Genomic DNA, 24,386 nt, shown 5'->3' with positions numbered 1-24,386 from the left:
GGACCCCGTGACCCTGACCATCCCGACCATGCTGACGCTGATGCGGATCGTGCTGATCCCGGTGCTGGTCGTCGTCTTTTACCTGCCCTACGGCTGGACCAACATCGCCGCCGCCGGCATCTTCATCTTCGGCGCGCTCACCGACTGGCTGGACGGCTGGATCGCGCGCCGCTACGGCATGTATTCGGCCTTCGGCGCCTTCCTGGACCCGGTGGCCGACAAGCTCACCGTGGCCTTCGCGCTGCTGCTGGTGGTCGAGCGCCACGACACGCCCTGGATGGCGCTGCTGAGCGCGGTGATCATCGGCCGCGAGATCACCATCTCGGCCCTGCGCGAGTGGATGGCGCAGGTGGGCGCGCACGGCCTGGTCAAGGTGGCCGCGCTGGGCAAGCTCAAGACCATCGTGCAGATGGTGGCGATCAGCTGCCTGCTGTTCCAGGAGGACCTGCTGGGCCTGCCGGTGTTCCGGATCGGCGAGTGGCTGCTGGCCATCGCGGCGGCCCTGACCCTGTGGTCGGGCCTGGACTACCTGCACGCGGCCTGGCCGACGATGCGAAAGAAGGGCTGAAACGAAAAAGGGTGTTGACACCTCCGGGGGGCTTCCCCCAAAATGTGCGTCTCTTGCGGGAATAGCTCAGTTGGTAGAGCACGACCTTGCCAAGGTCGGGGTCGCGAGTTCGAGTCTCGTTTCCCGCTCCAGTTCCAGACAAAACCCCGCCCGCCGGGGTTTTGTTTTTTCAAGGCGGTGGCAACCGCCGCCGGACGCGATAAGCTTCCGGCAACGCTATCCCGGCCGGGTGGCAGAGTGGTTATGCAGCGGACTGCAAATCCGCGTACGCCGGTTCAATTCCGACCTCGGCCTCCATCATCAAAGCCCCGCTCCGGCGGGGCTTTTTTGTTGCTGGGCGCGGGATATTCGGGTGTGGCGTACCCGATGGGGCTGGCTTCGGGCAGGCCGCTTTTATTTGAACGCGGATCAGAGCGGAAACCGCCGATAAGAGCGGATAGGGCTTGAGGGGGGCGAGCCGAGTGCGTTGCCTCGGGCGAAAAGCCACTCAAGGTCCTAGACCCCATCCAGGCCTTTGGCTTCATTTGTCTTTATTTGGCTTTATCCGCTCTTATCGGCGGTTTCCGCTCTGATCCGCGTTCAAACACTCGGCCCCCACCCGAAGCGTTCGCTTTCAATCACGCGTCCACCCACCCCAGCGCACCGCAGCGCTGGCGACGCGCACGCGCTTCCGGCACCATCGTCCAAGGCCCGGGTGGCGAAACTGGTAGACGCATGGGACTTAAAATCCCCCGGCCGCAAGGCCATGTGGGTTCGACCCCCACCCCGGGCACCACGAACGCAGGGGAGTAGCGCCGGGATGTTCCTGATGATGGGGTTGATGTACTTCGTGGTCGACCTGGCGGCGATCCTGCTGCTGTCCGCGTGCTGGCAGCGAACGCGCATCCGGGGCTTCGCGATCGTCGCCGCCAGCTACGGGGCGGGCATCGTGGCGCGCTGGACGGCGCCCCTGGCCTATCGCTGGGCGGACAGCGGCGACGGCGGCATGGGGTCGCTGGCCGGCGTGGTCGTCCAGACGGCCTTTTTCCTGGTCGCGGTGGTCGCCGTCGTCGGCTTCTGGGACATTTACCGCGTGCTCAAGCAGCGCCCCGCCGCCTGATCCGGAGTCCCCGATGCTGTCATCCCGCTACTGGCCTTTCGCCGCCTGCCTGGTGCTGACCCTGGCCTTCGCATACGCCACCACGCTCACGCCGATGGCCGGCTGGGGGCTGGCGGTATTCGGCGGGCTGTCGCTGCTCGGCCTCGCCGACCTGCTGCAGCGCAAGCAGGCGCTGCGGCGCAACTTCCCGATCACGGCGCATTTCCGCTACGGCCTGGAGTCGATCGGCCCGGAGATCCGGCAGTACTTCATCGAGTCGGACACCGTCGAGCTGCCGTTCTCGCGCCAGCAGCGGGCGATCGTCTACCAGCGAGCCAAGGACGTGCTGGACAAGCGGCCGTTCGGCACCCAGCGCGACGTCTACGGCGACGAGTACGAGTGGATGAACCATTCGCTGCAGCCGACCCGGATCGATTCGCACGACTTCCGCATCACCATCGGCGAGGGGCGGGCCCAGCCTTACTCGGCGAGCGTGTTCAACATCTCGGCGATGAGCTTCGGCGCGCTGTCGGCCAATGCCATCCGCGCGCTCAACCACGGCGCGAAGCTGGGCGGGTTCTACCACGACACCGGCGAGGGCTCGATCTCGCGCTACCACCGCGAGCACGGCGGCGACCTGGTCTGGGAGATCGGCTCGGGCTACTTCGGCTGCCGCACCGACGACGGCCATTTCGACGCCGACAAATTCCGCGCCAATGCCTGCGACCCGCAGGTGAAGATGATCGAGCTCAAGCTCAGCCAGGGCGCCAAGCCGGGGCAGGGCGGCATCCTGCCGGCGGCCAAGGTCAGCGCCGAGATCGCCGAGGCGCGCGGCGTGCCGCAAGGCGTGGAGTGCCATTCCCCGGCGGCGCATTCGGCGTTCTCGACCCCGATCGAGCTGCTGCAATTCATCGATCGGCTGCGCGAACTCTCGGGCGGCAAGCCCACCGGGTTCAAGCTGGCCATCGGCCATCCCTGGGAATGGTTCGCGATCGCCAAGGCGATGAAGCAGACCGGCATCCTGCCCGACTTCATCGTCGTCGACGGCGGCGAAGGCGGCACCGGCGCCGCGCCGCTGGAGTTCACCGACCACGTCGGCGCGCCGATGCGCGAGGCGCTGCTGCTGGTGCACAACACGCTGGTGGGCCTGGATCTGCGCTCGCGGATCCGGATCGGCGCGGCCGGCAAGATCGTCACCGGCTTCGACATCGCGCGCACGCTGGCGCTGGGCGCGGACTGGGTGAATGCCGCCCGCGGCTTCATGTTCTCGCTCGGCTGCATCCAGTCCCAGAGCTGCCACACCGACCGCTGCCCGACCGGCATCGCCACCCAGGACCCGCACCGCCAGGCGGCGCTGGATCCGGCGGACAAGGCGACCCGGGTCCACAATTTCCATCGCAACACGCTGGTGGCGCTCAAGGACCTGCTGTCGGCCGCCGGGCTTCGGCATCCGCTGGAGCTGGGGCCGGAGCACATCATTCGCCGGGTGTCCTCCACCGAGGTCCGCGCGCTGTCCAAGCTCTACCACTTCGTGCCGCAGGGGCAGCTGCTCGAGGCCATTCCCGAGCACGCGGTGTTCCAGGTGTTCTGGGACCAGGCCCGGGCCGAGAGCTTCTCGCCGCCCGCCAAGGCCGCGGAAATGCAGGCCACCAAGCAGCAGTAGCCGGCGTTCTTGACCGCCCCCGGGCCAGCCACGTAAGATTCGCGCTCTCTTCCGGGCGGTTAGCTCAGCGGTAGAGCATCGCTTTCACACGGCGAGGGTCACAGGTTCAAGCCCTGTACCGCCCACCAGTTCCAGGAAATGGCCACCTCCGGGTGGCCATTTTTTTTGCCGGCCGCATCGCCGCCAACGGCATGGCGGGGCAGCGGACTACTCGAGCTGCGCCTTGGCGAACTCGGCGTCCAGCTTCTCCATTGCGTCCTTGGGCTTGAGCTTGCCGGCCTTTTCGTAGGCGCTGGCGGCGGCGTCTTCCTTTTTGTCCCCGTAAAGGAGCAGCAGCAGGTTGCCGTGTTCGAAGTGGGCGATCGGCGAGTCCGGCGTCAGCTTGAGCGCGGTGGCCAGGTGCTTGTCGGCCTCGCTGGCCTTGGCGCCGTAGGTCATGCCGCCGACCAGGGCGCCGATCTTGCTGATGATCTCGGCGTGGTAGAGGCCCAGCGCCGTATGCGCCTCGGCGTGCTTGGGCGCGAGCTCGAGCGTGGTTTCCAGCGCCTTGCGGACCTTGGTGGCCAGGCCCATCTTCAGCGCCTTGGCGATCGAGATGCCCTGGCTGTAGCGGCCCATCGCGTGGGCGTAGCGGTAGTGGCTGTTGGCTTCGCCGGGCAGGGCGGCCACGGCGGCTTCGGCCAGTTTGCCGGCCTGTTCGTAGCGCGCGAGCTGCTCGTCCTCGTCGTCGACCAGGTGGGTCGCGTGGATGGCCAGGGCCTTGCAGGCCACGGATGCACCGACCGGCCCCAGGGCCGAGCCGGCCTCGAAGGCCTGCTGGAAATCGCCGCGATGGAAGGCGCGCCAGGCGTCCTGGAGTGCCTCGGCCACGGCGGCGGCGTCCAGGCCCTTGGGCGCGGCCTTGCCGGCGGCCTTGGCCAGGGCGGCGGCGCGCTTGTCGTCCGGGAAGGGTTCGCAGTCACCGGCGTGCAGGGCCGGCCAGGCCTTCTTGAGCTTGTCGCCGGACAGGTCGAAGGCCTTGGCCTCGTGCGGGAACTTGGCCCAGGTCGAATTCTTCGCAGCCATGGCGGGTCTCCGTGCAGGGGAGGCCAGCATGTCGCGGGGCCACCCGGGCCGCAAGCGCGGCTAGTGTGATTGCTCGGTGGGCGCGGCACAGACTGCGGGTCGAACGGCCATCCCGGCCATCGCCACGAGGTGTCCCATGACCCGCTCGACCCCGACCCGCCGTCGTTCCCCCGCCCGCAAGACCCCGATCAGCCCGCGCGCCGTCATCCTCGCCGGCATCGGCGCGGTCTCGCTGGGCCGCAAGCAGGCCCAGGCCAAGCTCGGCCAGGCCGATGCCTTCGTGCGCCAGACCCGCGGCCAGGCCGACGCTTACGTCCGCCAGACCCGCGCCAAGGTCGAGGCCACGCTGGCTCCCGTGCTGGTGAAGCTGGGCGTCAAGCGCGCCCCGGCCAAGCGCAGCGTCCGCGCCAAGCGCGCCGCCGCGCGCCCGCGCAAGCGCGCCTGAATCCCGCCATCTCTCTCCCCGTCAGTGGGATTTCGCGCCCCGGCCGGTTGGCCGGGGCGTTTTTTTGTGCGGTACCGGCGCCTTCGGGCGCGGAGCGTCCCGGCGAAAAGATTCGCGCCTGAAGGCGCTCCTACCGCGCTAGGGGTGGGCGCGGCGGGCGGCTTCGAAGGCGGCGAGCTGTTCGGGGGTGGCTTCGGGCTGGTACTTCGCCTTCCACTCGGCGAAGGGCATGCCGTAGACGACTTCGCGGGCGGCCTCCTTGCCGATCGGGGTGCCGGCCGCGGCGGCGGCTTCCTCGTACCAGGTGCTCAGGCAGTTGCGGCAGAAGCCGGCCTGGATCATCAGGTCGATGTTCTGGACATCGCTGCGCTCGCGCAGGTGGGCGACCAGCCGGCGGAAGGCGGCGGCTTCGAAAGCGGTGGTATCGGTCATGTTCGGGTAGCCGGGCAGGGAAGGGTTCGGGGATAATCGCACCTTGGAACCCGGTCCCGCCTGCGCGGGGTCGCCCCCACTGCCCCCCGGAGCGCCATGACCGCCCGCATCCTCGACGGCAAAGGCATCGCCGACGCCCTGCTCGACGACCTGGCCCGCCGCGTCCAGGCCCGCCTGGCCACCGGCAGGCCGGCCCCCGGGCTGGCGGTGGTGCTGGTGGGCCAGGACCCGGCCTCGGCCGTGTACGTGCGCAACAAGCGCCGTGCCGCCAAGAAGGTCGGCATCCGCGCCATCGACTTCGACCTGCCGGCCAGCACCACCGACGCCGAGCTGGCGGCGCTGATCGACCGCCTGAACGCCGACCCGGCCATCCACGGCATCCTGGTGCAGCTGCCGCTGCCCGGCAACCGCGACGCCACCTGGCTGATCCACCGCATCGACCCGCGCAAGGACGTCGACGGCTTCCATCCCGAGAACGTCGGCCACCTGGCCCTGCGCCAGTTCGGCCTGCGTCCGTGCACGCCGCGCGGCATCACCACGCTGCTGGCCTACACCGACCGCCCGGTGCGCGGGCAAAGCGCCACCATCGTCGGCGTCAGCAACCACGTCGGCCGGCCGATGGCGCTGGAGCTGCTGATCGCCGGCTGCACCACCACCAGCTGCCACAAGTTCACCCCGCGCGAGGTGCTCGAGCGCCACGTGCGCGAGGCCGACATCCTTGTGGTGGCGGTCGGCCGCCCCGGCCTGGTGCCGGGCGAATGGGTGAAGCCGGGCGCGGTGGTCATCGACGTCGGCATCAATCGCCTCGACGACGGCCGGCTGGTCGGCGACGTCGGCTTCGACGCCGCGTTCGAACGCGCCTCGTGGATCACGCCGGTGCCGGGCGGGGTCGGGCCGATGACCGTGGCCACCCTGATGCAGAACACGCTGGAGGCCGCCGACGCCTCCGATGCCACCGTCGCGTCATGATGACGCCGCAGCCTTGACACTCATGATCGTGAACCGCCGCCTCGCGCCCACGCTGCTGCTGGTCCTGGCCACGCTCGCCTGCGCCGGCTGCGCCACCCTGGTCGGCCGCGCCAGCGACCAGCTGGCGGCCCAACTGGGCAGCGCCATCACCAACAGCGACGACCCGGCCACGGTGCGCGATGGCCTGCCGGCCTACCTGCTGCTGATCGACGGCCTGGTGCAGGGCCAGGCGCCCGGCGAGCGCCGCAGCGCCGGCCTGCTGTTCGCCGCGGCCGAGCTCAACGGCGCCTACGCGGGCAACTTCACCGGCGACGACAAGGCGCGGGCGCGCAGGCTGGCCGCGAAGGCCATGGACTACGCGCGGCGCGGCACCTGCGCCCAGGACGCGCGCCTGTGCGCCGCGCTCGACGACGACATCGACGGCTTCAACGCCGCGCTGGCGGCCGCGCCGGCCGAGGACGTCGCCGGCCACTACGCGCTGGCCGCGGCCTGGGTCGGGTTCCTGCAGGCCAACAGCGAGGACTGGGGCGCCATCGCCGACCTGCCCAAGGTGCAGGCCTTGCTGGACAAGGTGGTCGCCACCGACCCCGGCCACGCCCGCGGCATGCCGCACGTGTACCTCGGCGTGCTGCATTCGCTGCGGCCCGAGGCCATCGGCGGCCAGCCCGAGCGCGGCCGCGCCCATTTCGAAAAGGCGCTGGCGCTGTCGGGTGGCCGCAATCTGTACGCCAAGACCCTGATGGCCGAGTACTACGCGCGCCTGCTGTTCGACCAGGACCTGCACGACCGCCTGCTGGCCGAGGTGCTGGCCGCCGACCCGGTCGAGCCCGGCTTTACGTTGATGAATGTGCTGGCCCAGCAGCGCGCCGAGGCGCTGGTGGCGAGCGGCAAGGACTATTTCTGAGGATCCGCCCGTGATGCACGCCCGAATCATCCGCTGTGCCTTCGCCCTGGCCCTGGGGCTCGCGCTGGCCCTGCCCGCGTCGGCGCAGGTGATCAAGATCGCCACCCTGGCCCCGGACGGTTCGGCCTGGATGCGCGAACTTCGCGCGGCCGCGGCCGAGGTCAAGGCCGGCACCGACGGCCGGGTGGACGTGAAGTTCTATCCCGGCGGCGTGATGGGCAACGACGCCGTGGTGCTGCGCAAGATGCGGCTCGGCCAGCTCCAGGGCGGCATCCTGACCTCGAGCGAGCTGTCGCTGGTGTATCCGGACGCGCCGATCTACAGCCTGCCGTTCCTGATGTCGTCCTGGGACGACGTCGACCGCGTCCGCGCCGAGGTCGACCCGATGCTGGCCAAGGGCTTCGAGGCGCACGGCATCCGCATGCTGGGCGTGTCGGGACTGGGCTTTGCCTACCTGATGGGCGACAAGCCGCTGGGCAGCGCCGCCGACATGGCCGGCCGCAAGCTCTGGGTGCCGCAGAACGACGCCGTCGCCGCCCGCATCTTCGAGATGGGCGGCGTCAGCACCATCCCGCTGCCGATCGGCGACGTCTTCACCAGCCTGCAGACCGGCCTGGTGGATACCGTGGTCAACACCCCCAGTGGCGCGGTCGTGCTGCAGTGGCACGGCAAGATGAAGCACATGGTCGACCTGCCGCTGACCTTCGTGGTCGGCTTCCTGGTGGTCGACGACAAGGCCTGGAAAAAGCTCGCGCCGGCCGACCAGGCGGTGCTGGCCGGGGCCTTCGCCGCCGCCGGCAAGCGCATGGACGCCAACACCCGGCGCGATGACGCCGCCGCGCTGGAGGCGATGAAGAAGCAGGGCCTGAAAGTGTCGCCGATGGATCCGGCCGAGGCGCGCCGCTGGCGGGAACTGGGCACGCGCCTGATCGCCGAGATGGAAGCCGAGGGCAAGATCTCCCCCGACATGCTGGCCGCCGTGCGTCGCGCGCTGGCCAAGCCGACGACGCCCTGATGCCGCAGCGCTGGCTGGACCGCCTGCACCGGGTCGAAGACGCGCTGCTGGCGATCCTGCTCGGCGCGCTGCTGCTGCTGTCGGTCGCGCAGATCGGCCTGCGCCTGGTGTTTGATTCCGGCCTGGACTGGGCCGAACCGGTCAGCCGCGCCGGCGTGCTGTGGCTGGCGCTGCTGGGCGCGCTGGGCGCCACCCGCACCGGCAAGCACATCGCCATCGACGCGCTGCCGCGGGCGCTGCCGGCCGGTGCGCACCGGCCGCTGTGGGCCATCGCCCAGGTCGCCGCCGCGATCGTCGCGCTGTGGCTTGCCTGGCTGGGCGTGGGCCTGGTCGCGCTCGAGCGCGAAGCGCCGGTGCCCTTCGTCGCCGGCATCCCCAGCTGGGTGCCGATGCTGGCGCTGCCGGTGGGCTTCGGGCTGATGGGCCTGCGCTTCCTGGTGGCGGCCTGCCTGCCGCCGCCGGTGGTGGTGGCGATGGGCGAGGGCACGCCATGAGCCTGGGCCTCGGCCTGGCGATCATCCTGCTGCTGGCGGCGCTGGGCATGCCGCTGTTCGCGGTGATCGCGGCCATTGCGATGCTGGGCTTCCACCTCGCCGGCTACGACCTGATCGCCGTCACCGTCGAGTTCTACCGGCTGGGCGACATGCCGGGCCTGATCGCGATCCCGCTGTTCACCCTGGCCGGCTACCTGCTCGGCGAGAGCCACGCGCCGAAGCGGCTGGTGCGGCTGTCGAACGCCCTGCTGGGCTGGCTGCCGGGCGGGCTGGCGATCGTGGCCATCGTTGCCAGCAGCTTCTTCACCGCGTTCACCGGCGCCTCGGGCGTCACCATCGTGGCGCTGGGCGCGCTGCTGTACCCGGCCCTGCGGCAGGCCGGCTACGGCGAGCGCTACAGCCTGGGCCTGGTGACCGCCGCCGGCAGCCTGGGCCTGCTGTTCGCGCCGTCGCTGCCGCTGATCCTCTACGGATTCGTGGCCGGGCAGATGGGCTCGGACCCGCCGGTGACCATCCCCGACCTGTTCCTGGCCGGCCTGGTGCCGGGCCTGATGATGGTGGCGATGCTGTCCCTGCACGCGATGTGGGTGGGGCGGGGCATCGACCGCCCGCGCCATCGCTTCGACGCCGGCGAGCTGGGCCGGGCCCTGCGCGAGACCGGTTGGGAGCTGCCGCTGCCGGTGATCGTGCTGGGCGGCATCTACTCCGGCGCCCTGGCGGCCAGCGAGGCCGCGGCTGTGACGGCACTTTATGTTCTTGTCGTAACTGTATTGATTAAAAAAGAAATATCCTTCTCGAAACTGCCCCGGGTGATGGCCGAGTCGATGCGCCTGGTGGGCGCCATCCTGCTGATCCTGGGCGCGGCGCTGGCGCTGTCGAACTGGCTGGTGGACCAGGAGGTGCCGGCCACCCTGTTCGCCGCCCTCAGCGAGCACGTCGACAGCCCCTGGGTCTTCCTGCTGCTGCTCAACCTGTTCCTGCTGGGGGTGGGCATGCTGCTGGACATCTTCTCGGCCGTGGTGATCCTGACCCCGCTGCTGCTGCCGGTGGCGGCGGGCTTCGGCATCCACCCGGTGCACCTGGGCGTGGTGATGCTGGCCAACCTGCAGCTGGGCTACTTCACCCCGCCGGTGGGCATGAACCTGTTCATCGCGGCCTACCGGTTCGGCAAGCCGGTGCTGGTGCTGGTGCGGGCCTGCGTCCCGTTCTTCCTGGTGCTGGCGGCCGCCGTGGCCCTGATCACCTGGTGGCCGGCCCTGTCGCTGGGCCTGCTGTAGCCCCCCCCTGTAGGAGCGCCTTCAGGCGCGAAGCCTCTCGCCGAAAGGCTTCGCGCCTGAAGGCGCGCCTACACCGTTCTGTCCGGGGGAGGCGCGACCCGGCTATAATTGCGCGCTTCCCATCCCCCGGAGCCGCTCCATGCTGCGCATCCAGGCCGAAGCGCTGACCTTCGACGACGTATCCCTCGTTCCCGCGCACTCGGCCGTCCTGCCCAAGGACGTCAGCCTGGGCACCCAGCTCACGCGCGGCATCTCGCTCAACCTGCCGATCGTGTCCGCCGCCATGGACACCGTCACCGAGGCGCGCCTGGCGATCGCCATGGCCCAGCTCGGCGGCATCGGCATCATCCACAAGAACATGAGCGTGCAGCAGCAGGCCGCGCATGTCGCCCAGGTCAAGAACTTCGAGGCCGGCGTGATCCGCGAGCCGTTCACGGTCGGCCCGGACACCACCATCGGCGAAGTGATCCGCCTCACCCGCGCCCGCAACATCTCTGGCGTGCCGGTGGTCGACGGGGGCCAGCTGGTGGGCCTGGTGACCAGCCGCGACATGCGCTTCGAGAAGAAGCTCGACGATCCGGTCCGCAACATCATGACCCGCAAGGACAAGCTGGTGACGGTGCGCGAAGGCGCCACCGACGACGAAGTCCTGCAGCTGATGCACAAGTTCCGCATCGAGAAGGTACTGGTGGTCGACGACAGCTTCGCGCTGCGCGGCCTGATCACCGTCAAGGACATCCAGAAGGCCCGCGACAACCCGTTCTCCGCCAAGGACGCCGACGAGCAGCTGCTGGTCGGCGCCGCGGTCGGCGTCGGCGGCGACACCGAGGCGCGCATCGCCGCGCTGGCGGCGGCCGGCGTGGACGTGGTGGTGGTCGACACCGCCCACGGCCATTCGCAGGGCGTCATCGACCGCGTCGCCTGGGTGAAGAAGAACTTCCCGAACCTGCAGGTCATCGGCGGCAACATCGTCACCGGCGACGCCGCGCTGGCGCTGTACGACGCCGGCGCCGACGCGGTGAAGGTCGGCGTGGGCCCGGGCTCGATCTGCACCACGCGGATCGTCGCCGGCGTCGGCGTGCCGCAGATCACCGCGGTGGGCATGGTGGCCGACGCGCTCAAGGGCCGCATCCCGCTGATCGCCGACGGCGGCATCCGCTACTCGGGCGACATCGCCAAGGCCCTGGTGGCCGGCGCCAGCACCATCATGATCGGCGGCCTGTTCGCCGGCACCGAGGAAGCCCCGGGCGAGGTCGAACTGTTCCAGGGCCGCAGCTACAAGAGCTACCGCGGCATGGGCTCGCTGGGCGCGATGGAGATGGGCAGCAAGGACCGCTACTTCCAGGACGCTTCTGACGCCGACAAGCTGGTGCCGGAAGGCATCGAGGGCCGCGTGCCTTACCGCGGCCTGCTGCGCAACATCGTGCACCAGCTGGCGGGCGGCATCCGCGCCTCGATGGGCTACGTGGGCTGCGCCACCATCGAGGAAATGCGCACCCGCCCGAAGTTCGTGCGCGTCACCAACGCCGGCACCCGCGAAGCGCACGTGCACGACGTGCAGATCACCAAAGAGCCGCCGAACTACCGGATGGGCTGAGGCCAGATGACCGACATCCACAGCGACAAGATCCTGATCCTCGATTTCGGCGCGCAGTACACCCAGCTGATCGCCCGCCGGATCCGCCAGTTCGGCGTCTACTGCGAGATCTGGGCCTGGGACCACGACCCGGCCGAGATCGCGAAGTACGCGCCCAAGGGCATCATCCTCTCCGGCGGCCCGGAGTCGACGGTCGAGGCCGGCTCGCCGCGCGCGCCGCAGGAAGTGTTCGACGCCGGCGTGCCGGTGCTGGGCATCTGCTACGGCATGCAGACCATGGCCGTGCAGCTCGGCGGCCGGGTGGAAGCGGGGCACCACCGCGAGTTCGGCTACGCCGAGGTCGAGGTGGTGGCGGGCTGTGGCCTGCTCGACGACCTCAAGGACCACGCCGGCAGCCCGCCGCGGCTGGACGTGTGGATGAGCCACGGCGACCGCGTCACCGCGATCCCGCCGGGCTTCCAGGTCACCGCCCGCACCGGCGCGGTGCCGATCATCGCCATGGGCGACGACGCCCGCCGCTGGTACGGCGTGCAGTTCCACCCCGAAGTCACCCATACGAAGTCGGGCGAACAGATGCTGCGCCGGTTCGCGGTGGACATCTGCGGCTGCGACACGCTGTGGACCGCGGCCAACATCATCGAGGACCAGATCGAGCGCGTGCGCGCGCAGATCGGCGACGGCAACGTGCTGCTGGGCCTGTCCGGCGGCGTCGACTCGTCGGTGGTGGCGGCGCTGCTGCACAAGGCCATCGGCCCGCGCCTGACCTGCGTGTTCGTCGACACCGGCCTGCTGCGCTGGCAGGAAGGCGACCAGGTGATGGCGATGTTCGCCGAGCACATGGGCGTGAAGGTGATCCGGGTCAACGCCGCCGACCGTTACTTCGCCGCGCTCAAGGGCGTGGCCGACCCCGAGGCCAAGCGCAAGATCATCGGCCGGCTGTTCGTCGAGATCTTCGACGAGGAGGCCGCCAGGCTCGACAACATCCAGTGGCTGGCGCAGGGCACGATCTACCCCGACGTGATCGAGTCGGCCGGCAGCAAGACCGGCAAGGCCCACGTCATCAAGAGCCACCACAACGTCGGTGGCCTGCCCGAGCACATGAAGCTGGGCCTGGTGGAGCCGCTGCGCGAGCTGTTCAAGGACGAGGTCCGCCGCATCGGCGTCGAGCTCGGCCTGCCGCGCGAGATGGTCTACCGGCATCCGTTCCCGGGACCGGGCCTGGGCGTGCGCATCCTGGGCGAGGTCAAGCCCGAGTACGCCGAGCTGCTGGCCCGGGCCGATGCGATCTTCATCGACGAGCTGCGCAAGTCGGGCTGGTACGACAAGACCAGCCAGGCTTTCGCGGTGTTCCTGCCGGTCAAGTCGGTCGGCGTGGTCGGCGACGCCCGCGCCTACGAATGGGTAATCGCCCTGCGCGCGGTCGAGACGGTCGACTTCATGACCGCGCACTGGGCGCACCTGCCGTACGACCTCCTCGACGACTGCTCCCGCCGCATCATCAACGAACTGCGCGGCGTTTCCCGCGTCGTCTACGACATCAGCGGCAAGCCCCCGGCGACCATCGAGTGGGAGTGAGTCGCGAGCAGCGCTTTTGCCACGGATGAACACAGATGAACACGGATAAAGCCAAGGCTTTGGAATGCGTTCCTCTGTGCCGCGACACCCCGCGTTGATGCTGGTTCCGATTACAGGCTGGAATTGTTCCAGTCGTTGCTCCATCCGTGTTCATCTGTGTTCATCCGTGGCCAAAAAATGAATCCCACCGACGAAGACTGGATGCAGCAGGCGCTGGCGCTGGCCGACACGGCCGAGCGGGAGCATGACGAGGTGCCGGTGGCGGCGCTGGTGGTCGGGCCGGATGGCGTGCTCGTGGGCGAAGGGTTCAACCGGAACATCGGGGACTGCGATCCGAGTGCGCATGCCGAGATCGTGGCCATGCGCGAAGCCGGCCGGCGGCTGGGCAACCATCGCCTGCTGGGCTGCACGGTGTACGTGACGCTGGAGCCGTGCGCGATGTGCGCGATGGCGATGGTGCATGCCCGCGTTGCCCGCGTGGTGTTCGGCGCGGCCGATCCCAAGACCGGGGCCGCAGGCAGTGTGTTCGACCTGCTGGCCGATCCGCGTCACAACCACCGCGTGCAGGTCCGGGGCGGCGTGCTGGGCGAGGAAGCCGGGGCCCGGCTGACGACCTACTTCCGCCGCAAGCGCGGCAAGGCCTGAGGCCGGCCGCGGCCGGGTTCAGCGCCGGCGGCGGGCCAGTTCGGCGTCGAGCTCGCGGTCGAAGCTGCGCACCGACAGCACCACCTCGCGGCCCAGGTTGACGCTGGCCACCAGCAGGCCGATCACGCCCACGACCGCCAGCCCGGTCGGCAGGTAGGGCAGGCGGAAGCCGGCAAGCGCGTCCACCGCCAGCGCCAGGCTGGTGCCCACGAACGCACACAGCCCGAGGTAGAGCATCTGGCAGGCCTTGAGCACCAGGTGCGCCCGGCGCCGGTGGCGGTCGATCTGCGCCTCCAGCTCGGGCCGGCTCATCTCGTCGCCGCCTTCGAGCTGGGCGATGATCGCGCGCAGCCGGTCCACCACCCGCGCCAGCCGGTTGTTGGCCGAGATCAGCAGCGAGCCGGTGGCCGCCATCAGCAAGGCCGGCGCCAGCATCGAGGTAAGGATGCGGTAGTGGTCCAGGGCGTCCTGCGGGTTCACGGCGTCATCTCGGGCGGGGCAGGGCTGAAGTATGATGCGGCCATCCCCACTGCCGCCAGCCGCGCATGCCCAGCCACGAGCAGAACCTGATCTGGATCGACCTGGAGATGACCGGGCTGGACCCGGACACCGACTCGGTGCTCGAGATCGCCACCCTGGTCACCGACAGCCAGCTCAATGTCCTGGCCGAAGGCCCGGAGCTGGCCATCCGCCATCCGCTGGCGCGGCTCGAGGCGATGGACGACTGGAACCGCGGCACCCACACCCGCTCCGGCCTCTGGCAGCGCGTGCTCGACAGCGATGTCGACATGGCCCGCGCCGAAGCCCTGACGGTGGAATTCCTCAGCCACTGGGTGCCGGCCGGCAAGTCGCCGATCTGCGGCAACTCGATCTGCCAGGACCGCCGCTTCCTGGTCCGGCACATGCCGCGGCTCGAGCGCTACTTCCACTACCGCAACCTCGACGTTTCCACGCTCAAGGAGCTGGCGCGGCGCTGGGCACCGGAGGTGCTGGGCAGCCTGAGCAAGGTCGGCGCCCACACCGCGCTGTCCGACATCCGCGAGTCCGTGAAGGAGCTGGCGCACTATCGCCAGCACATGGGCAAGCTGGGCGGGCACTGACATGGCGCTGCGCGCACTGCTGATCATGCTGGCGGCGCTGCTGGCCGCCCCCGCCCAGGCGCTCGACCAGAAGGCGCTGGACGCCTACGCCCGCGAGATCTGGACCACCCGCGACGGCCTTCCGCACAACCAGGTCAATTCGATCGCGCAGACGCCGGAGGGCTACCTCTGGTTCGCCACCTGGGAAGGCGTGGTGCGCTACAACGGCCAGGAGTTCCGCAGCTTCGGCCGCAACAACGTGCCGGCGCTGCAGGACAGCGGCATCCGCGCGGTCAGCGTCGGCCCCAGCGGCAGCCTGGTGGTGGCGACCTCGCGCGGCGGCGTCAGCGTGCTGCGCGGCGAAGCGTGGACCACCTACAGCACCGCCCAGGGCCTGGCCCAGGACGAGACCTTCGCGGCGATCGAGGATCGCGCGGGCCGGATCTGGGTCGCGTCCGAGAGCCGCGGCGTCACCCGGCTGGCGCCCGAGGGCGCGGCCCAGTTCAACGACAAGAATGGCCTGGGCTCGAACGTGGGCTACGCCCTGCTCGAGGACGGCGCCGGCGCGATCTGGGTCGCCACCGGCCGCGGCGTGGCGCGTATCGAGGGCGACCGCGTCCAGAATTTCTCGGTCGAGGCCGGCCTGCCGGCGGGCTCCGTGTTCAGCCTGGCGCTGGCGCCGGACGGCCAGCTCTACGTCGGCACCGAGGCCGGCGTCTACGTCGGCCGCGGCGGTCGCTTCGAGCCGGTGGCCGGGGCGCTGCCGGCGGTGGCCGTGGCCAGCCTGCAGGTCGACCAGCAGGGCAGCCTGTGGATCGGTACCGTCAGCCGCGGCCTGTTCCGGCTGGGCGATCGCGGGGTGGAGCATTTCGACGTCGCCAACGGCCTGCCCAACGACCGCGTGGCCTCGCTGTTCGCCGACCGCGAAGGCAGCCTGTGGGTCGGCACCAACGCTGGCCTGATGCGCTTCGCCGACACCCCCTTCATCACCATCGACAGCCACCAGGGCCTGGCCGACGACTACGTGCGCGCGCTGCTGCAGACCCGCGACGGCGAGATCCTGATCGGCACCAGCCGCGGCCTGGACCGCTGGAAGGACGAGGTGGTCACCAACACGCCGGACCTGGCGTCGGACTCGGTGCTCAGCATCGCCCAGGACCGCGCCGGCGACGTCTGGATGGGCACGTATTCCACCGGCCTGCTGCGCTGGCGCGACGGCCAGCTGCTCGGGCGCATGACCAGCTCCGACAGCCCGCTGCCGTCGAACCAGGTGCGCGCCGTGCACGAGGCCCGCGACGGCACGCTGTGGGTCGGCACCGCGCGCGGCCTGCTGCGGATGAAGGACGGGCAGTCGAGCGTGCTGGACGAGAGCGACGGCCTGCCGCGCGAGTTCGTGCTGAGCCTGTTCGAGGCGTCGGACGACAGCCTGTGGGTGGGCACCTCCAACGGCGCCGCCCGGATCCAGGGCGGCGAGGTCAGCGCCATCGACCTGATGCCGATGGACGGCGCCCAGGATGTCTTCGGCATGCACGAGGACGCCGACGGCACGCTGTGGTTCGCCACCGACCGCGGCCTGGTGCGCCGGCGCAACGGCCAGCTGAGCATGATCGGCAGCCGGCAGGGCCTGCCGGTGGCCGCGGTGTTCCAGGTCGTGGTCGACAGCTACGGCAACTTCTGGCTCAGCTCGAACGCCGGCGTGGTCTACGTGCGCCGCGACGACATGGAGTCGGTGGCCAACGGCGGCAGCGATCGCCTGGACTACCAGCAGTTCGCGGAAGCCGACGGCATGGGCAGCGCCCAGTGCAACGGCGGCGCCGGACCGGCCGCCCTGCGCGCCAACGACGGCAGCATCTGGGTCGCGACCGCGAAGGGCGTGGCCGTGGTGCAGCCCGACCAGCTGCCGCGCTACCAGCTGGCACCGCCGCCGGTGGTGATCGAAGGCCTGCGCGTGGACGATGCCAGCACCAGCGCCGCCGGCAGCCTGGTGCTGCCGCCCGGCACCCGCAAGCTCGAGCTCGACTACGTCAGCCTGAGCTATCGCACGCCGGAACAGATCCGCTACCGTTACCGCCTCGAGGGGTTCGACAACGGCTGGGTCGAGCGCAGCACCCGCCGCAACGCCCAGTACACCAACCTGCCGCCGGGCCAGTACCGCTTCCAGGTCAGCGCGGCCCAGCGCGGCAGCGGCTGGAGCCCGGAAACGGCCTCGGTGAACTTCGAGATCCAGCCGCGGCTGTACCAGCGCGCCTGGTTCCTGCCGGTGGCCGGCTCGCTGTTTGCGCTGGTGCTGTATTCGCTCTACCGGGCCCGGGTGAACCAGCTCAAGGCACGCGAAGCGCAGCTGAGCCGCATCGTCGACGAACGCACCCGCGACCTGAGCGAGAAGAACGGGGAACTCGAGCTCAAGAACGAGACCATCCGCAAGCAGTCCGAAGTGTTCGAGCAGCTCTCGCGCACCGACGCGCTGACCGGACTGCCCAATCGCCGCAGCATGGACGAGGGGTTGGCGCACGCCTATCGGGACGCGGTCGACGACGGCCAGCCGCTGTGCTTCGGCCTGCTCGACATCGACCACTTCAAGCGCATCAACGACGGCTATTCCCACGACGTCGGCGACGAGGCGCTGCGGCGCGTGGCCCGGGCCATGAACCAGCAGATGGCGCGGCACCCGGTCGAGGGCTGGCCGTCCGGGCAGCGCGTGGCGCGCTGGGGCGGCGAGGAGTTCGCGCTGCTGTTCCCGCGCACCGGCATCACCGAGGCCGCCGTGGTGGCCGAGCACCTGCGGCTCGCGATCGAGTCGATCGACTGCAGCGACTTCGCCCCCGGACTGAAGATCACCGCGAGCATCGGCCTGGCCGAGCGCACCGGCCTGTCGCACCACGAACGGCTGGTGTCGCACGCCGACGAACGCCTCTACGAGGCCAAGCGCGAAGGCCGCAACCGCGTCAGCCGCTAGCGGCTGGCGGCGAGGCACAAGGTGCGGGGCGCGTGCCGCCCCAGGCGGCCGGCAGGTCGCCGCGGGCTGGCGATTCAGCGCGAAGGGAAGCGCGGCGCGATTGGGGTGGAGTGCAGCACGCGCACGCTGCCGGGCTCCATCGCATCCGGCGCCCGGCCCAGCAGCAGCGACTCCAGCCCGATCGGCCCCAGCGCCGGGCCCGGCGCCAGGCCGACCCAGGCGTTCTTGCCGGCGGCCTTGGCCGCATAAAGCGCCCGATCGGCCAACGCGACGCTCTGCTCCCAGTCGCCAACGACCGCATGCCGGGGCGAGAACGGCCAGGGGGCGAAGCCGATCGAGCAAGTGACCGACAGCGACAGCCCGGACGGCAGCACGAAGGGCTGGTCGGCGATGACCCGGCGGATGCGCTCGGCCACGGCCGGGGCGTCGTGCATCTGCAGTTCGCGCAGCATCCACAGGAACTCTTCGCCGCCCCAGCGCACCACGACGTCGTGGCCGCGGCTCAGGCTGCTCAGCCTCGCCGCGAAGGCCACCAGCACCTCGTCGCCGACGGCATGGCCGTGCTGGTCGTTGACCGGCTTGAAGTCGTCGATGTCGATCATGAAGAACACCAGGCCGCCGCGGTCCTCGCCGGCCGTGGCGGCCTCGCGCACGATCTGCAGGCCCTCGCGCGAGAGCCACTGCTGCAGGTCGCGACGATTGGACACGTGGGTGAGCGGGTCGGTGCGGGTGGCGACCTCCAGCTCGCGGTTGCTGGCCTGTAGCTGGCGGTTGGCGCGCTCGAGTTCGGCCGTGCGCTCGGCCACCGTCCGGTGCAGCAGGGCGATCCGGGCCTCGCGCTCGCGGCTGCGGGCGCCGATGCGCGAATAACCCCAGGCCAGCAGGGCGCAGCCCGCCAGCGCATAGGCCAGGTAGGCGAGCGGATGCCGCCAGGCCGGCGGCGGCACTTCGATCACCAGCGTGCGCGCCGGGCCGAAGCGGCCGTCGCGTCCGGCGGCGGACAGCGCCAGCGGATAGTCGCCCGGCGCCAGATGGCTGAGCATGAGTTCGGCCTGCGGCCCGCGCGTGCGGACCCAGTCGTCGTGGATGCCGCCGATGCGGTAGCGCAGGCGCGCGGCATCGGGCGCCGAGAAATCGATCGCAACCAGGTCCACGGCCAGCACCGCGTCGCGCGGATCCAGCGCCACGCGGTCGGCGTAGAGCGTGTCGAGGCGCCGCTCGTCCGCCTCCGGCGCACCGCCGCGACGCACGCCGATCACCTGCAGCCCGGCGACCACCGGCGTGGCCGGCGGGCTGGTCAGGTCCAGGGCCTCCGGATCCACGACGTCCAGGCCCTCGGTGCCCCCGAAGAACAGCCAGCCGCTGGCGTCAACCAGCCCGGCGCCGCTGTTGTACTCGCGATTGCTTAGGCCGTCGCCGGGACCCAGCGGCTGGATCAGGTCCGTGGCCGGATCGAGCACGCTCAGCCCGTTGTTGGTGCTCAGCCACAGGCGGCCGCGGCGGTCGGGCAGGATGCGGTAGACCACGTCGTTCGACAGGCCGTCGGCGACGGTGTAGGCGCGCACGGCGTCGTTGTCGCGGTCCAGGCGCAGCAGCCCGCCGGCGAAGGTGCCGACCCAGTAGGCGTCGGCGCTGGCGTGCAGCGACCAGATCGAATTGTGCGGCAGCCGGCCGTTGCCGGGATGCAGGTGCTCGAGCCGGCCATCGGGCCAGAGGCGGTAGAGCCCGTCCTCGTTGCTGCCGATCCACAGGCGGCCGCGGGCATCGCGCATCAGGCTGGTCAGGAATGTGTCCTGCAGGCCGGGCGGCACCCCGGCCGAGGTCATGACGCCGTCGCGCAGGTGGCCCAGTCCCCCGCGGGTGGCGATCCAGACGTCGCCGCCCTCGACCAGCAGGTCGGTGACGCGCGGGTCGGGCAGGGGAGACTGCGCGGTGACCCGGCCTTCGGCGTCCATGCGCCACAGGCCGCGGTGCGTGCCCAGCCACCAGCCCCCTTCGGCGGCGGCGGCGATCGCCCGGATGGGCGTGTTGCCGAGTTCGGGTACGCCGCGCCAGGGCGCGTCGGGCGCCGTGCGCCAGGCCAGGCCGGCATCGGTGCCGACCAGCTCGACGCCCCCGCGCCGCCAGAGAGAGCGGACGCTGCGCACCGGCCAGGCGGCGACGTCGCGGGCGCCCACCAGGTCGCGGCGGATCGCCGCCGACAGCGGCCGGCCGCGGAACAGCCCGCGGGTGTGGGTGCCGATCCACAGCACACCGTCCCGGTCTTGCGTGAGCACCTGGATGGCGCCGCCGATGGCGGCGTCGACGTCGAGCCGGCGGGCGCTGCCGTCCCCGCGGGCGTCCAGGCGCACCACGCGGCCGTCGTCATGGCCCAGCAGCAGTTCGCCGCCCGGCCGCAGCAGCAGGGTGGTCACCCGGGCGTCGGTGCCGCTGGCCGCGGCGCGCGGGAAGCGCCGGAGCAGGCTGCCGCCGGGGGACACCAGCGCGACCTCGCCACCGGCGGTCGCCAGCCACAGGCCTTCGGACGACCCCTGCATCGCGACGCAGTCGCGGAGCCCTTCGGCCTGGACGGGGACCGGATCGATGCGCTGCGGATGCAGGCGCCACAGGGCACAGTCGGCGCCGAGCGCAAAGGCCTCGCCGCTGGCGCGCGCCATCGCCACCCGGTCCAGGTCGATCGCCAGCGTGCGCGCCCCGGCCAGCCCGGCGTCCACGTAATCGATGCCGCGCTGCGTGCCGACCCAGGCGCCGGCCGCGTCGTCGAGCAGCAGCCCGTCGACGGTGGGATGCGAGAGGCCCTGGGCCGTGCCGATCCGCAGGCGCTCGCCGGTGCGAAGGTCCAGGACCTCGAGGCCGGCATCGTTGGTGCCGATCCACAGCCGCGAACGGGCGTCGTGGGCGAGGGCATCGATGCTGCTGCTCACCGGGCCCGCGTCGGGGTCCTGCTGCCGGCGCTGGACCTGGAAGCGCTGGCCGTCGAAGCGGTTCAGGCCTTCCTGCGTGCCGATCCAGAGGAAACCGGTGTCGTCCTGGACGATCGCCGTGACCGCGAGCTGGGACAGGCCTTCGTCAAGGCCGTAGCGTTCAAGGCTGAGGAAAGGCGGCCGGGCATCGCTGGCCAGCGCCGGCACCATCGCCAGCATCGCCGCCAACACCAGACCTGCACGGTACCGCTGCCGCATGCGTCCGCCGCCCCCGGGAGGTTCGAAGCCTCGTTGCCCCGAGTATGCCCAGCGCGGGCGGCGCCGGCCATCCCGGCGGCCCCGCCGTCTTCACGCGGGGCGGTCAGGTCGGATCGGGATCGTCCACCGCGGCGATGACCTGGGCCAGCGGCCGGCCGTCGGCATCGTGGTGGTAGACGTGCAGGTCGCGCTGCGGGAAGGGGATGGAGACGCCGGCCTGGGCGAAGTCGCGGTGGATGGCTTCGGTGATCTCGCTGCGGGTGGCCACGAAGTCGGGCGTGCGGACCCAGGCGCGCAGCACCAGGTCGACGCTGCTTTCGCCCAGCCCGGTGACCAGCACGTCGGCGGCCGGCTCGTCGAGCACGCGCGGATTGGCGCGGGCGATGCCCAGCAGCACTTCGCGCGCCTGCCGGATGTCGTCGCCGTAGCCCACGCCGACGGTGACGTCGATGCGCCGCTCGCCGCGCGAGGTGAAGTTCACGATCGCCGAGGTGGTGACTTCGCTGTTGGGCAGGGTGATGTCGTGGTTCTGGTAGGCGCGCAGCACCGTCTGGAAGATGCCGACGCGCTCGACGATGCCCTCCTGCCCGGCGATCTGCACCGCGTCGCCGGCGCGGAACGGCCGCAGCACGATCAGCATCACGCCCGAGGCGATGTTCGACAGCGAGTCCTTCAGCGCCAGGCCGATCGCCAGGCCGGCGGCACCCAGCACCGCCACCATCGAGGTGGTCGGGACGCCCAGCGCATCCAGCGCCGCCACGAACACCACCACCAGGCCGATCGCATAGGCGATGTTGCGCAGGAAGTCGCGCAGGATCTGGTCGAGGCCGGCGCGACCCATGCCGCGGTCCAGGCCGCGCGAGAGCAGGCGCGCCAGCCACATGCCGACCAGGGCGATGGCCAGGGCCATCGCGATGCGCCAGAGCCAGTCGGACTGCGCGGCCTGCAGGGCGAGGTCGCGACCGGTGCCGATCGGGTCGGCCAGCAGGGCGGCGACCGCCATCAGTTCGCCTTGAGCTTGGCGAGGCGCAGCCAGGTGTCGACCACGGTGTCGGGGTTGAGCGACACCGACTCGATGCCCTGCTGCATCAGCCAGTCGGCCAGGTCCGGGTGGTCGGACGGGCCCTGGCCGCAGATGCCGATGTACTTGCCCTTGGCGCGGGCGGCCGAGATGGCCATCGACAGCAGCTTCTTCACCGCCGGGTCGCGCTCGTCGAACAGCTCGGCGACGATGCCCGAGTCGCGGTCCAGTCCGAGGCTGAGCTGGGTCAGGTCGTTGGAGCCGATCGAGAAGCCGTCGAAGATCTCGAGGAACTCGTCGGCCAGAAGCGCGTTCGACGGCACCTCGCACATCATGATGACCTTTAGGCCGTTCTCGCCGCGCTTGAGGCCGTTGGCCTCGAGGGTTTGGATCACGGCACGGCCTTCGCCAAGCGTGCGCACGAACGGGATCATGATCCAGCAGTTGGTCAGGCCCATGACGTCGCGCACCTTCTTCACCGCCCGGCACTCGAGCGCGAAGCAGTCGCGGAAATCGGGGTGCACGTAGCGCGAGGCGCCGCGGAAGCCGATCATCGGGTTCTCTTCGTGCGGCTCGTAGGCCTTGCCGCCGACCAGGTTGGCGTATTCGTTGGACTTGAAGTCGGACAGGCGCACGATGACCGGGTTGGGCGCGAACGCGGCGGTGAGCGTGGCGATGCCCTCGACCAGGCGCTCGACGTAGAAATCGACCGGGCTGGCGTAGCCGGCCGTGATCTGGTCGATCTGCTTCTTCAGCTCGGCCGGCTGGCGGTCGTACTCGAGCAGGGCGCGCGGATGCACGCCGATCTGGCGGGCGATGATGAACTCGAGCCGGGCCAGGCCGATGCCCTGGTTGGGCAGTTGCGCGAAGTCGAAGGCGCGCTCCGGGTTGCCGACGTTCATCATGATCTTCAGCGGCGCCGGCGGCATGTTGCCCAGGTCGGTGGTGATGACCTCGAAGCCCTGCTTGCCAGCGTAGATGAAGCCGGTGTCGCCCTCGGCGCAGGACACCGTGACCTCGGCGCCGTCCGGGATGGTCTTCATGGCGTCGCCGGTGCCGACGACCGCCGGCACGCCCAGCTCGCGGGCGATGATCGCCGCGTGGCAGGTGCGGCCGCCGCGGTTGGTGACGATGGCGGCGGCGCGTTTCATGATCGGCTCCCAGTCGGGATCGGTCATGTCTGCCACCAGCACGTCGCCGGGCTGGAACTTGCTCATCTCGGCCAGGCTGCGCACCACGCGCGCCACGCCGGCGCCGACCTTGTGGCCGATGGCGCGGCCCTCGGTGAGCACCTCGCCCTTGGACAGCAGGTGGTAGCGCTCGATCTGGTTGGCGCTGCTGCGCGACTTCACCGTTTCCGGGCGCGCCTGCACGATGTAGAGCTTGCCGGTGTGGCCGTCCTTCGCCCACTCGATGTCCATCGGTCGGCCGTAGTGCTTCTCGATGGTCAGGGCCTGGCGCGAGAGTTCCTCGACGTCGGCGTCGGTGATCGAGAACTGGCGGCGCAGCTCGGCCGGGGTGTCCTCGATGCGGACGCGCTCGCCCGGCGTGTCGGAATAGACCATGCGGATGAGCTTGGAGCCGATCGTGCGGCGCAGGATGGCCGGCTTGCCCTGTTCCAGCGTGGGCTTGTAGACATAGAACTCGTCGGGGTTCACCGCGCCCTGCACGACCATCTCGCCCAGGCCGTAGCTGGCGGTGACGAACACCGCGTCGCGGAAACCGGACTCGGTGTCGAGGGTGAACAGCACGCCGGACGAACCGACGTCCGAACGCACCATCAGCTGGACGCCGGCCGACAGGAACACGTCCTCGTGCTTGAAGCCGTGGTGCACGCGGTAGGCGATGGCGCGGTCGTTGTAGAGGCTGGCGAAGACTTCCTTCACCTTGCGCACCACGTCGTCCTCGCCGGTGACGTTGAGGAAGGTTTCCTGCTGGCCGGCGAAGCTGGCGTCGGGCAGGTCCTCGGCGGTGGCGGAGGAGCGCACCGCGACGGCGATCTCGCCGGCGCCGGCCTCTTGGCACATCTTGCGGTAGCCGGCGCGGATGGCCTGGTCCAGCTCGGGCTGCAGCGGGGCGTCGATCACCCAGCTGCGGATCTCGGCGCCCGCGGCGACCAGCGCATCCACGTCCTCGACGTCGAGCGTGGCCAGGCGATCGAAGATGCGCTGGCTCAGGTCGTTGTGGGTGATGAAGCGCCGGAAGGCGTCGGCGGTGGTGGCGAAGCCGCCCGGCACCGAGACCCCGAGGTGCGCCAGCTGGCCGATCATCTCGCCCAGCGAGGAGTTCTTGCCGCCGACCTGGGCCAGGTCGGTGAGGCGAAGTTCGTGCAGCCAGAGGACGTCGGCGTTCAAGGGGGTCTCCGTGGGCTCGGGAAGGGGGCGGCCAGGCGGCGGGCCCGCTGTGGATGGGACCCGAGCT

General features: G+C 70.6%; 20 protein-coding genes and 4 tRNA genes. 18 read left to right on the top strand and 6 right to left on the bottom strand.

Going from position 1 to position 24,386, the window contains the following annotated elements; all coding sequences use genetic code 11:
- Positions 1–7 precede the first annotated feature (7 nt).
- The 7 genes from pgsA (at position 8) to VFQ84_RS10425 (ending at position 3,437) form a co-directional block, all read left to right on the top strand.
- Positions 8–568 carry a CDP-diacylglycerol--glycerol-3-phosphate 3-phosphatidyltransferase gene (pgsA, locus tag VFQ84_RS10455; protein WP_325131571.1) on the top strand — a complete coding sequence of 187 codons (561 nt, stop codon included), beginning with the start codon at positions 8–10 and terminating at the stop codon, positions 566–568.
- 55 nt (positions 569–623) lie between these two features.
- Positions 624–699 (top strand) — tRNA-Gly (locus tag VFQ84_RS10450).
- A 92-nt stretch (positions 700–791) separates the two neighbouring features.
- A tRNA-Cys gene (locus VFQ84_RS10445) sits at positions 792–865 on the top strand.
- 391 nt (positions 866–1,256) lie between these two features.
- Positions 1,257–1,343, top strand: a tRNA-Leu gene (locus VFQ84_RS10440).
- Positions 1,344–1,367: 24 nt separating this feature from the next.
- Positions 1,368–1,667 carry a hypothetical protein gene (locus tag VFQ84_RS10435; protein ID WP_325131570.1) on the top strand — a complete coding sequence of 100 codons (300 nt, stop codon included), beginning with the start codon at positions 1,368–1,370 and terminating at the stop codon, positions 1,665–1,667.
- A gap of 13 nt (positions 1,668–1,680) precedes the next feature.
- Positions 1,681–3,309, top strand: coding sequence for an FMN-binding glutamate synthase family protein (locus VFQ84_RS10430; RefSeq protein WP_325131569.1), 1,629 nt, complete (start codon positions 1,681–1,683; stop codon positions 3,307–3,309).
- Between the two features lie 53 nt (positions 3,310–3,362).
- A tRNA-Val gene (locus VFQ84_RS10425) sits at positions 3,363–3,437 on the top strand.
- A gap of 79 nt (positions 3,438–3,516) precedes the next feature.
- Here VFQ84_RS10425 and VFQ84_RS10420 read toward each other — a convergent pair.
- Positions 3,517–4,374: a hypothetical protein gene (locus VFQ84_RS10420; protein WP_325131568.1), complete on the bottom strand. Its 858-nt coding sequence runs from the start codon at positions 4,372–4,374 to the stop codon at positions 3,517–3,519.
- Between the two features lie 136 nt (positions 4,375–4,510).
- Between VFQ84_RS10420 and VFQ84_RS10415 the strand changes: the two genes are divergently transcribed.
- Complete coding sequence (locus VFQ84_RS10415; RefSeq protein ID WP_325131567.1) at positions 4,511–4,819, top strand: hypothetical protein; 309 nt, start codon at positions 4,511–4,513, stop codon at positions 4,817–4,819.
- Positions 4,820–4,957: 138 nt separating this feature from the next.
- Here VFQ84_RS10415 and VFQ84_RS10410 read toward each other — a convergent pair whose 3' ends face one another.
- Positions 4,958–5,251 (bottom strand): DUF1244 domain-containing protein, encoded by a 294-nt coding sequence (locus tag VFQ84_RS10410; protein ID WP_325131566.1) that lies wholly within the window; start codon positions 5,249–5,251, stop codon positions 4,958–4,960.
- A 96-nt stretch (positions 5,252–5,347) separates the two neighbouring features.
- Here VFQ84_RS10410 and folD point away from each other — a divergent pair, with 96 nt between their 5' ends.
- The 8 genes from folD to tadA all read left to right on the top strand — a co-directional run bounded on the left by folD (position 5,348) and on the right by tadA (position 13,727).
- Positions 5,348–6,220, top strand: coding sequence for a bifunctional methylenetetrahydrofolate dehydrogenase/methenyltetrahydrofolate cyclohydrolase FolD (gene folD / locus VFQ84_RS10405; RefSeq protein ID WP_325131565.1), 873 nt, complete (start codon positions 5,348–5,350; stop codon positions 6,218–6,220).
- A gap of 22 nt (positions 6,221–6,242) precedes the next feature.
- The gene (locus VFQ84_RS10400; RefSeq protein ID WP_325131564.1) at positions 6,243–7,124 is read left to right on the top strand and encodes a TRAP transporter TatT component family protein; all 882 of its coding nucleotides are present in this window, start codon (positions 6,243–6,245) and stop codon (positions 7,122–7,124) included.
- 13 nt (positions 7,125–7,137) lie between these two features.
- Positions 7,138–8,139 carry a TRAP transporter substrate-binding protein DctP gene (gene dctP / locus VFQ84_RS10395; RefSeq protein ID WP_325131563.1) on the top strand — a complete coding sequence of 334 codons (1,002 nt, stop codon included), beginning with the start codon at positions 7,138–7,140 and terminating at the stop codon, positions 8,137–8,139.
- Positions 8,139–8,633: a TRAP transporter small permease gene (locus VFQ84_RS10390; RefSeq protein WP_325131562.1), complete on the top strand. Its 495-nt coding sequence runs from the start codon at positions 8,139–8,141 to the stop codon at positions 8,631–8,633. Before dctP ends, VFQ84_RS10390 begins: the two co-directional genes overlap by 1 nt.
- Positions 8,630–9,910, top strand: coding sequence for a TRAP transporter large permease subunit (locus tag VFQ84_RS10385; RefSeq protein ID WP_325131561.1), 1,281 nt, complete (start codon positions 8,630–8,632; stop codon positions 9,908–9,910). The genes VFQ84_RS10390 and VFQ84_RS10385 overlap by 4 nt, the downstream gene beginning before the upstream one ends.
- 139 nt (positions 9,911–10,049) lie before the next feature.
- The gene (gene guaB / locus VFQ84_RS10380) at positions 10,050–11,507 is read left to right on the top strand and encodes an IMP dehydrogenase (RefSeq protein WP_325131560.1); all 1,458 of its coding nucleotides are present in this window, start codon (positions 10,050–10,052) and stop codon (positions 11,505–11,507) included.
- Between the two features lie 6 nt (positions 11,508–11,513).
- Positions 11,514–13,082: a glutamine-hydrolyzing GMP synthase gene (guaA, locus tag VFQ84_RS10375; RefSeq protein ID WP_325131559.1), complete on the top strand. Its 1,569-nt coding sequence runs from the start codon at positions 11,514–11,516 to the stop codon at positions 13,080–13,082.
- A gap of 177 nt (positions 13,083–13,259) precedes the next feature.
- Positions 13,260–13,727: a tRNA adenosine(34) deaminase TadA gene (gene tadA / locus VFQ84_RS10370; protein ID WP_325131558.1), complete on the top strand. Its 468-nt coding sequence runs from the start codon at positions 13,260–13,262 to the stop codon at positions 13,725–13,727.
- A gap of 18 nt (positions 13,728–13,745) precedes the next feature.
- Here tadA and VFQ84_RS10365 read toward each other — a convergent pair whose 3' ends face one another.
- A complete protein-coding gene (locus tag VFQ84_RS10365) occupies positions 13,746–14,207 on the bottom strand; it encodes a DUF2721 domain-containing protein (RefSeq protein ID WP_325131557.1) in 462 nt (153 codons plus the stop codon).
- 65 nt (positions 14,208–14,272) lie between these two features.
- Here VFQ84_RS10365 and orn point away from each other — a divergent pair, with 65 nt between their 5' ends.
- Positions 14,273–14,827: an oligoribonuclease gene (orn, locus tag VFQ84_RS10360; protein WP_325131556.1), complete on the top strand. Its 555-nt coding sequence runs from the start codon at positions 14,273–14,275 to the stop codon at positions 14,825–14,827.
- Position 14,828: 1 nt separating this feature from the next.
- Entirely contained in the window at positions 14,829–17,762 is a 2,934-nt protein-coding gene (locus VFQ84_RS10355) for a two-component regulator propeller domain-containing protein (RefSeq protein WP_325131555.1), read from the top strand.
- Between the two features lie 74 nt (positions 17,763–17,836).
- On the opposite strand, the gene VFQ84_RS10350 is transcribed toward VFQ84_RS10355, so the two are convergent.
- The 3 genes from VFQ84_RS10350 to ppsA all read right to left on the bottom strand — a co-directional run bounded on the left by VFQ84_RS10350 (position 17,837) and on the right by ppsA (position 24,319).
- Positions 17,837–20,944 carry a diguanylate cyclase gene (locus VFQ84_RS10350; protein ID WP_325131554.1) on the bottom strand — a complete coding sequence of 1,036 codons (3,108 nt, stop codon included), beginning with the start codon at positions 20,942–20,944 and terminating at the stop codon, positions 17,837–17,839.
- 103 nt (positions 20,945–21,047) lie between these two features.
- Entirely contained in the window at positions 21,048–21,947 is a 900-nt protein-coding gene (locus VFQ84_RS10345; RefSeq protein WP_325131553.1) for a mechanosensitive ion channel family protein, read from the bottom strand.
- Positions 21,947–24,319, bottom strand: a complete 2,373-nt coding sequence (gene ppsA / locus VFQ84_RS10340; protein ID WP_325131552.1) for a phosphoenolpyruvate synthase — start codon at positions 24,317–24,319, stop codon at positions 21,947–21,949. Before ppsA ends, VFQ84_RS10345 begins: the two co-directional genes overlap by 1 nt.
- Between the last annotated feature and the right edge of the window lie 67 nt (positions 24,320–24,386).

Origin of the sequence: Arenimonas sp. (genome assembly GCF_035721105.1) — a bacterium.
Classification (GTDB): Bacteria; Pseudomonadota; Gammaproteobacteria; order Xanthomonadales; family Xanthomonadaceae; genus Arenimonas.
Note: the sequence above shows the minus strand (reverse complement) of the source record. Positions and strands in the feature narration are given on the sequence as shown.

What these genes read in the sequence shown, in the direction of transcription:
- VFQ84_RS10435 (WP_325131570.1), top strand. Translation starts at nt 1,368, where the DNA reads ATGTTCCTGATGATGGGGTTGATGTACTTCGTGGTCGACCTGGCGGCG.
- VFQ84_RS10430 (WP_325131569.1), top strand. Translation starts at nt 1,681, where the DNA reads ATGCTGTCATCCCGCTACTGGCCTTTCGCCGCCTGCCTGGTGCTGACC.
- VFQ84_RS10420 (WP_325131568.1), bottom strand. Translation starts at nt 4,374, where the DNA reads ATGGCTGCGAAGAATTCGACCTGGGCCAAGTTCCCGCACGAGGCCAAG.
- VFQ84_RS10415 (WP_325131567.1), top strand. Translation starts at nt 4,511, where the DNA reads ATGACCCGCTCGACCCCGACCCGCCGTCGTTCCCCCGCCCGCAAGACC.
- VFQ84_RS10410 (WP_325131566.1), bottom strand. Translation starts at nt 5,251, where the DNA reads ATGACCGATACCACCGCTTTCGAAGCCGCCGCCTTCCGCCGGCTGGTC.
- folD (WP_325131565.1), top strand. Translation starts at nt 5,348, where the DNA reads ATGACCGCCCGCATCCTCGACGGCAAAGGCATCGCCGACGCCCTGCTC.
- VFQ84_RS10400 (WP_325131564.1), top strand. Translation starts at nt 6,243, where the DNA reads ATGATCGTGAACCGCCGCCTCGCGCCCACGCTGCTGCTGGTCCTGGCC.
- dctP (WP_325131563.1), top strand. Translation starts at nt 7,138, where the DNA reads ATGCACGCCCGAATCATCCGCTGTGCCTTCGCCCTGGCCCTGGGGCTC.
- VFQ84_RS10390 (WP_325131562.1), top strand. Translation starts at nt 8,139, where the DNA reads ATGCCGCAGCGCTGGCTGGACCGCCTGCACCGGGTCGAAGACGCGCTG.
- VFQ84_RS10385 (WP_325131561.1), top strand. Translation starts at nt 8,630, where the DNA reads ATGAGCCTGGGCCTCGGCCTGGCGATCATCCTGCTGCTGGCGGCGCTG.
- guaB (WP_325131560.1), top strand. Translation starts at nt 10,050, where the DNA reads ATGCTGCGCATCCAGGCCGAAGCGCTGACCTTCGACGACGTATCCCTC.
- guaA (WP_325131559.1), top strand. Translation starts at nt 11,514, where the DNA reads ATGACCGACATCCACAGCGACAAGATCCTGATCCTCGATTTCGGCGCG.
- tadA (WP_325131558.1), top strand. Translation starts at nt 13,260, where the DNA reads ATGAATCCCACCGACGAAGACTGGATGCAGCAGGCGCTGGCGCTGGCC.
- orn (WP_325131556.1), top strand. Translation starts at nt 14,273, where the DNA reads ATGCCCAGCCACGAGCAGAACCTGATCTGGATCGACCTGGAGATGACC.
- VFQ84_RS10355 (WP_325131555.1), top strand. Translation starts at nt 14,829, where the DNA reads ATGGCGCTGCGCGCACTGCTGATCATGCTGGCGGCGCTGCTGGCCGCC.
- VFQ84_RS10350 (WP_325131554.1), bottom strand. Translation starts at nt 20,944, where the DNA reads ATGCGGCAGCGGTACCGTGCAGGTCTGGTGTTGGCGGCGATGCTGGCG.
- VFQ84_RS10345 (WP_325131553.1), bottom strand. Translation starts at nt 21,947, where the DNA reads ATGGCGGTCGCCGCCCTGCTGGCCGACCCGATCGGCACCGGTCGCGAC.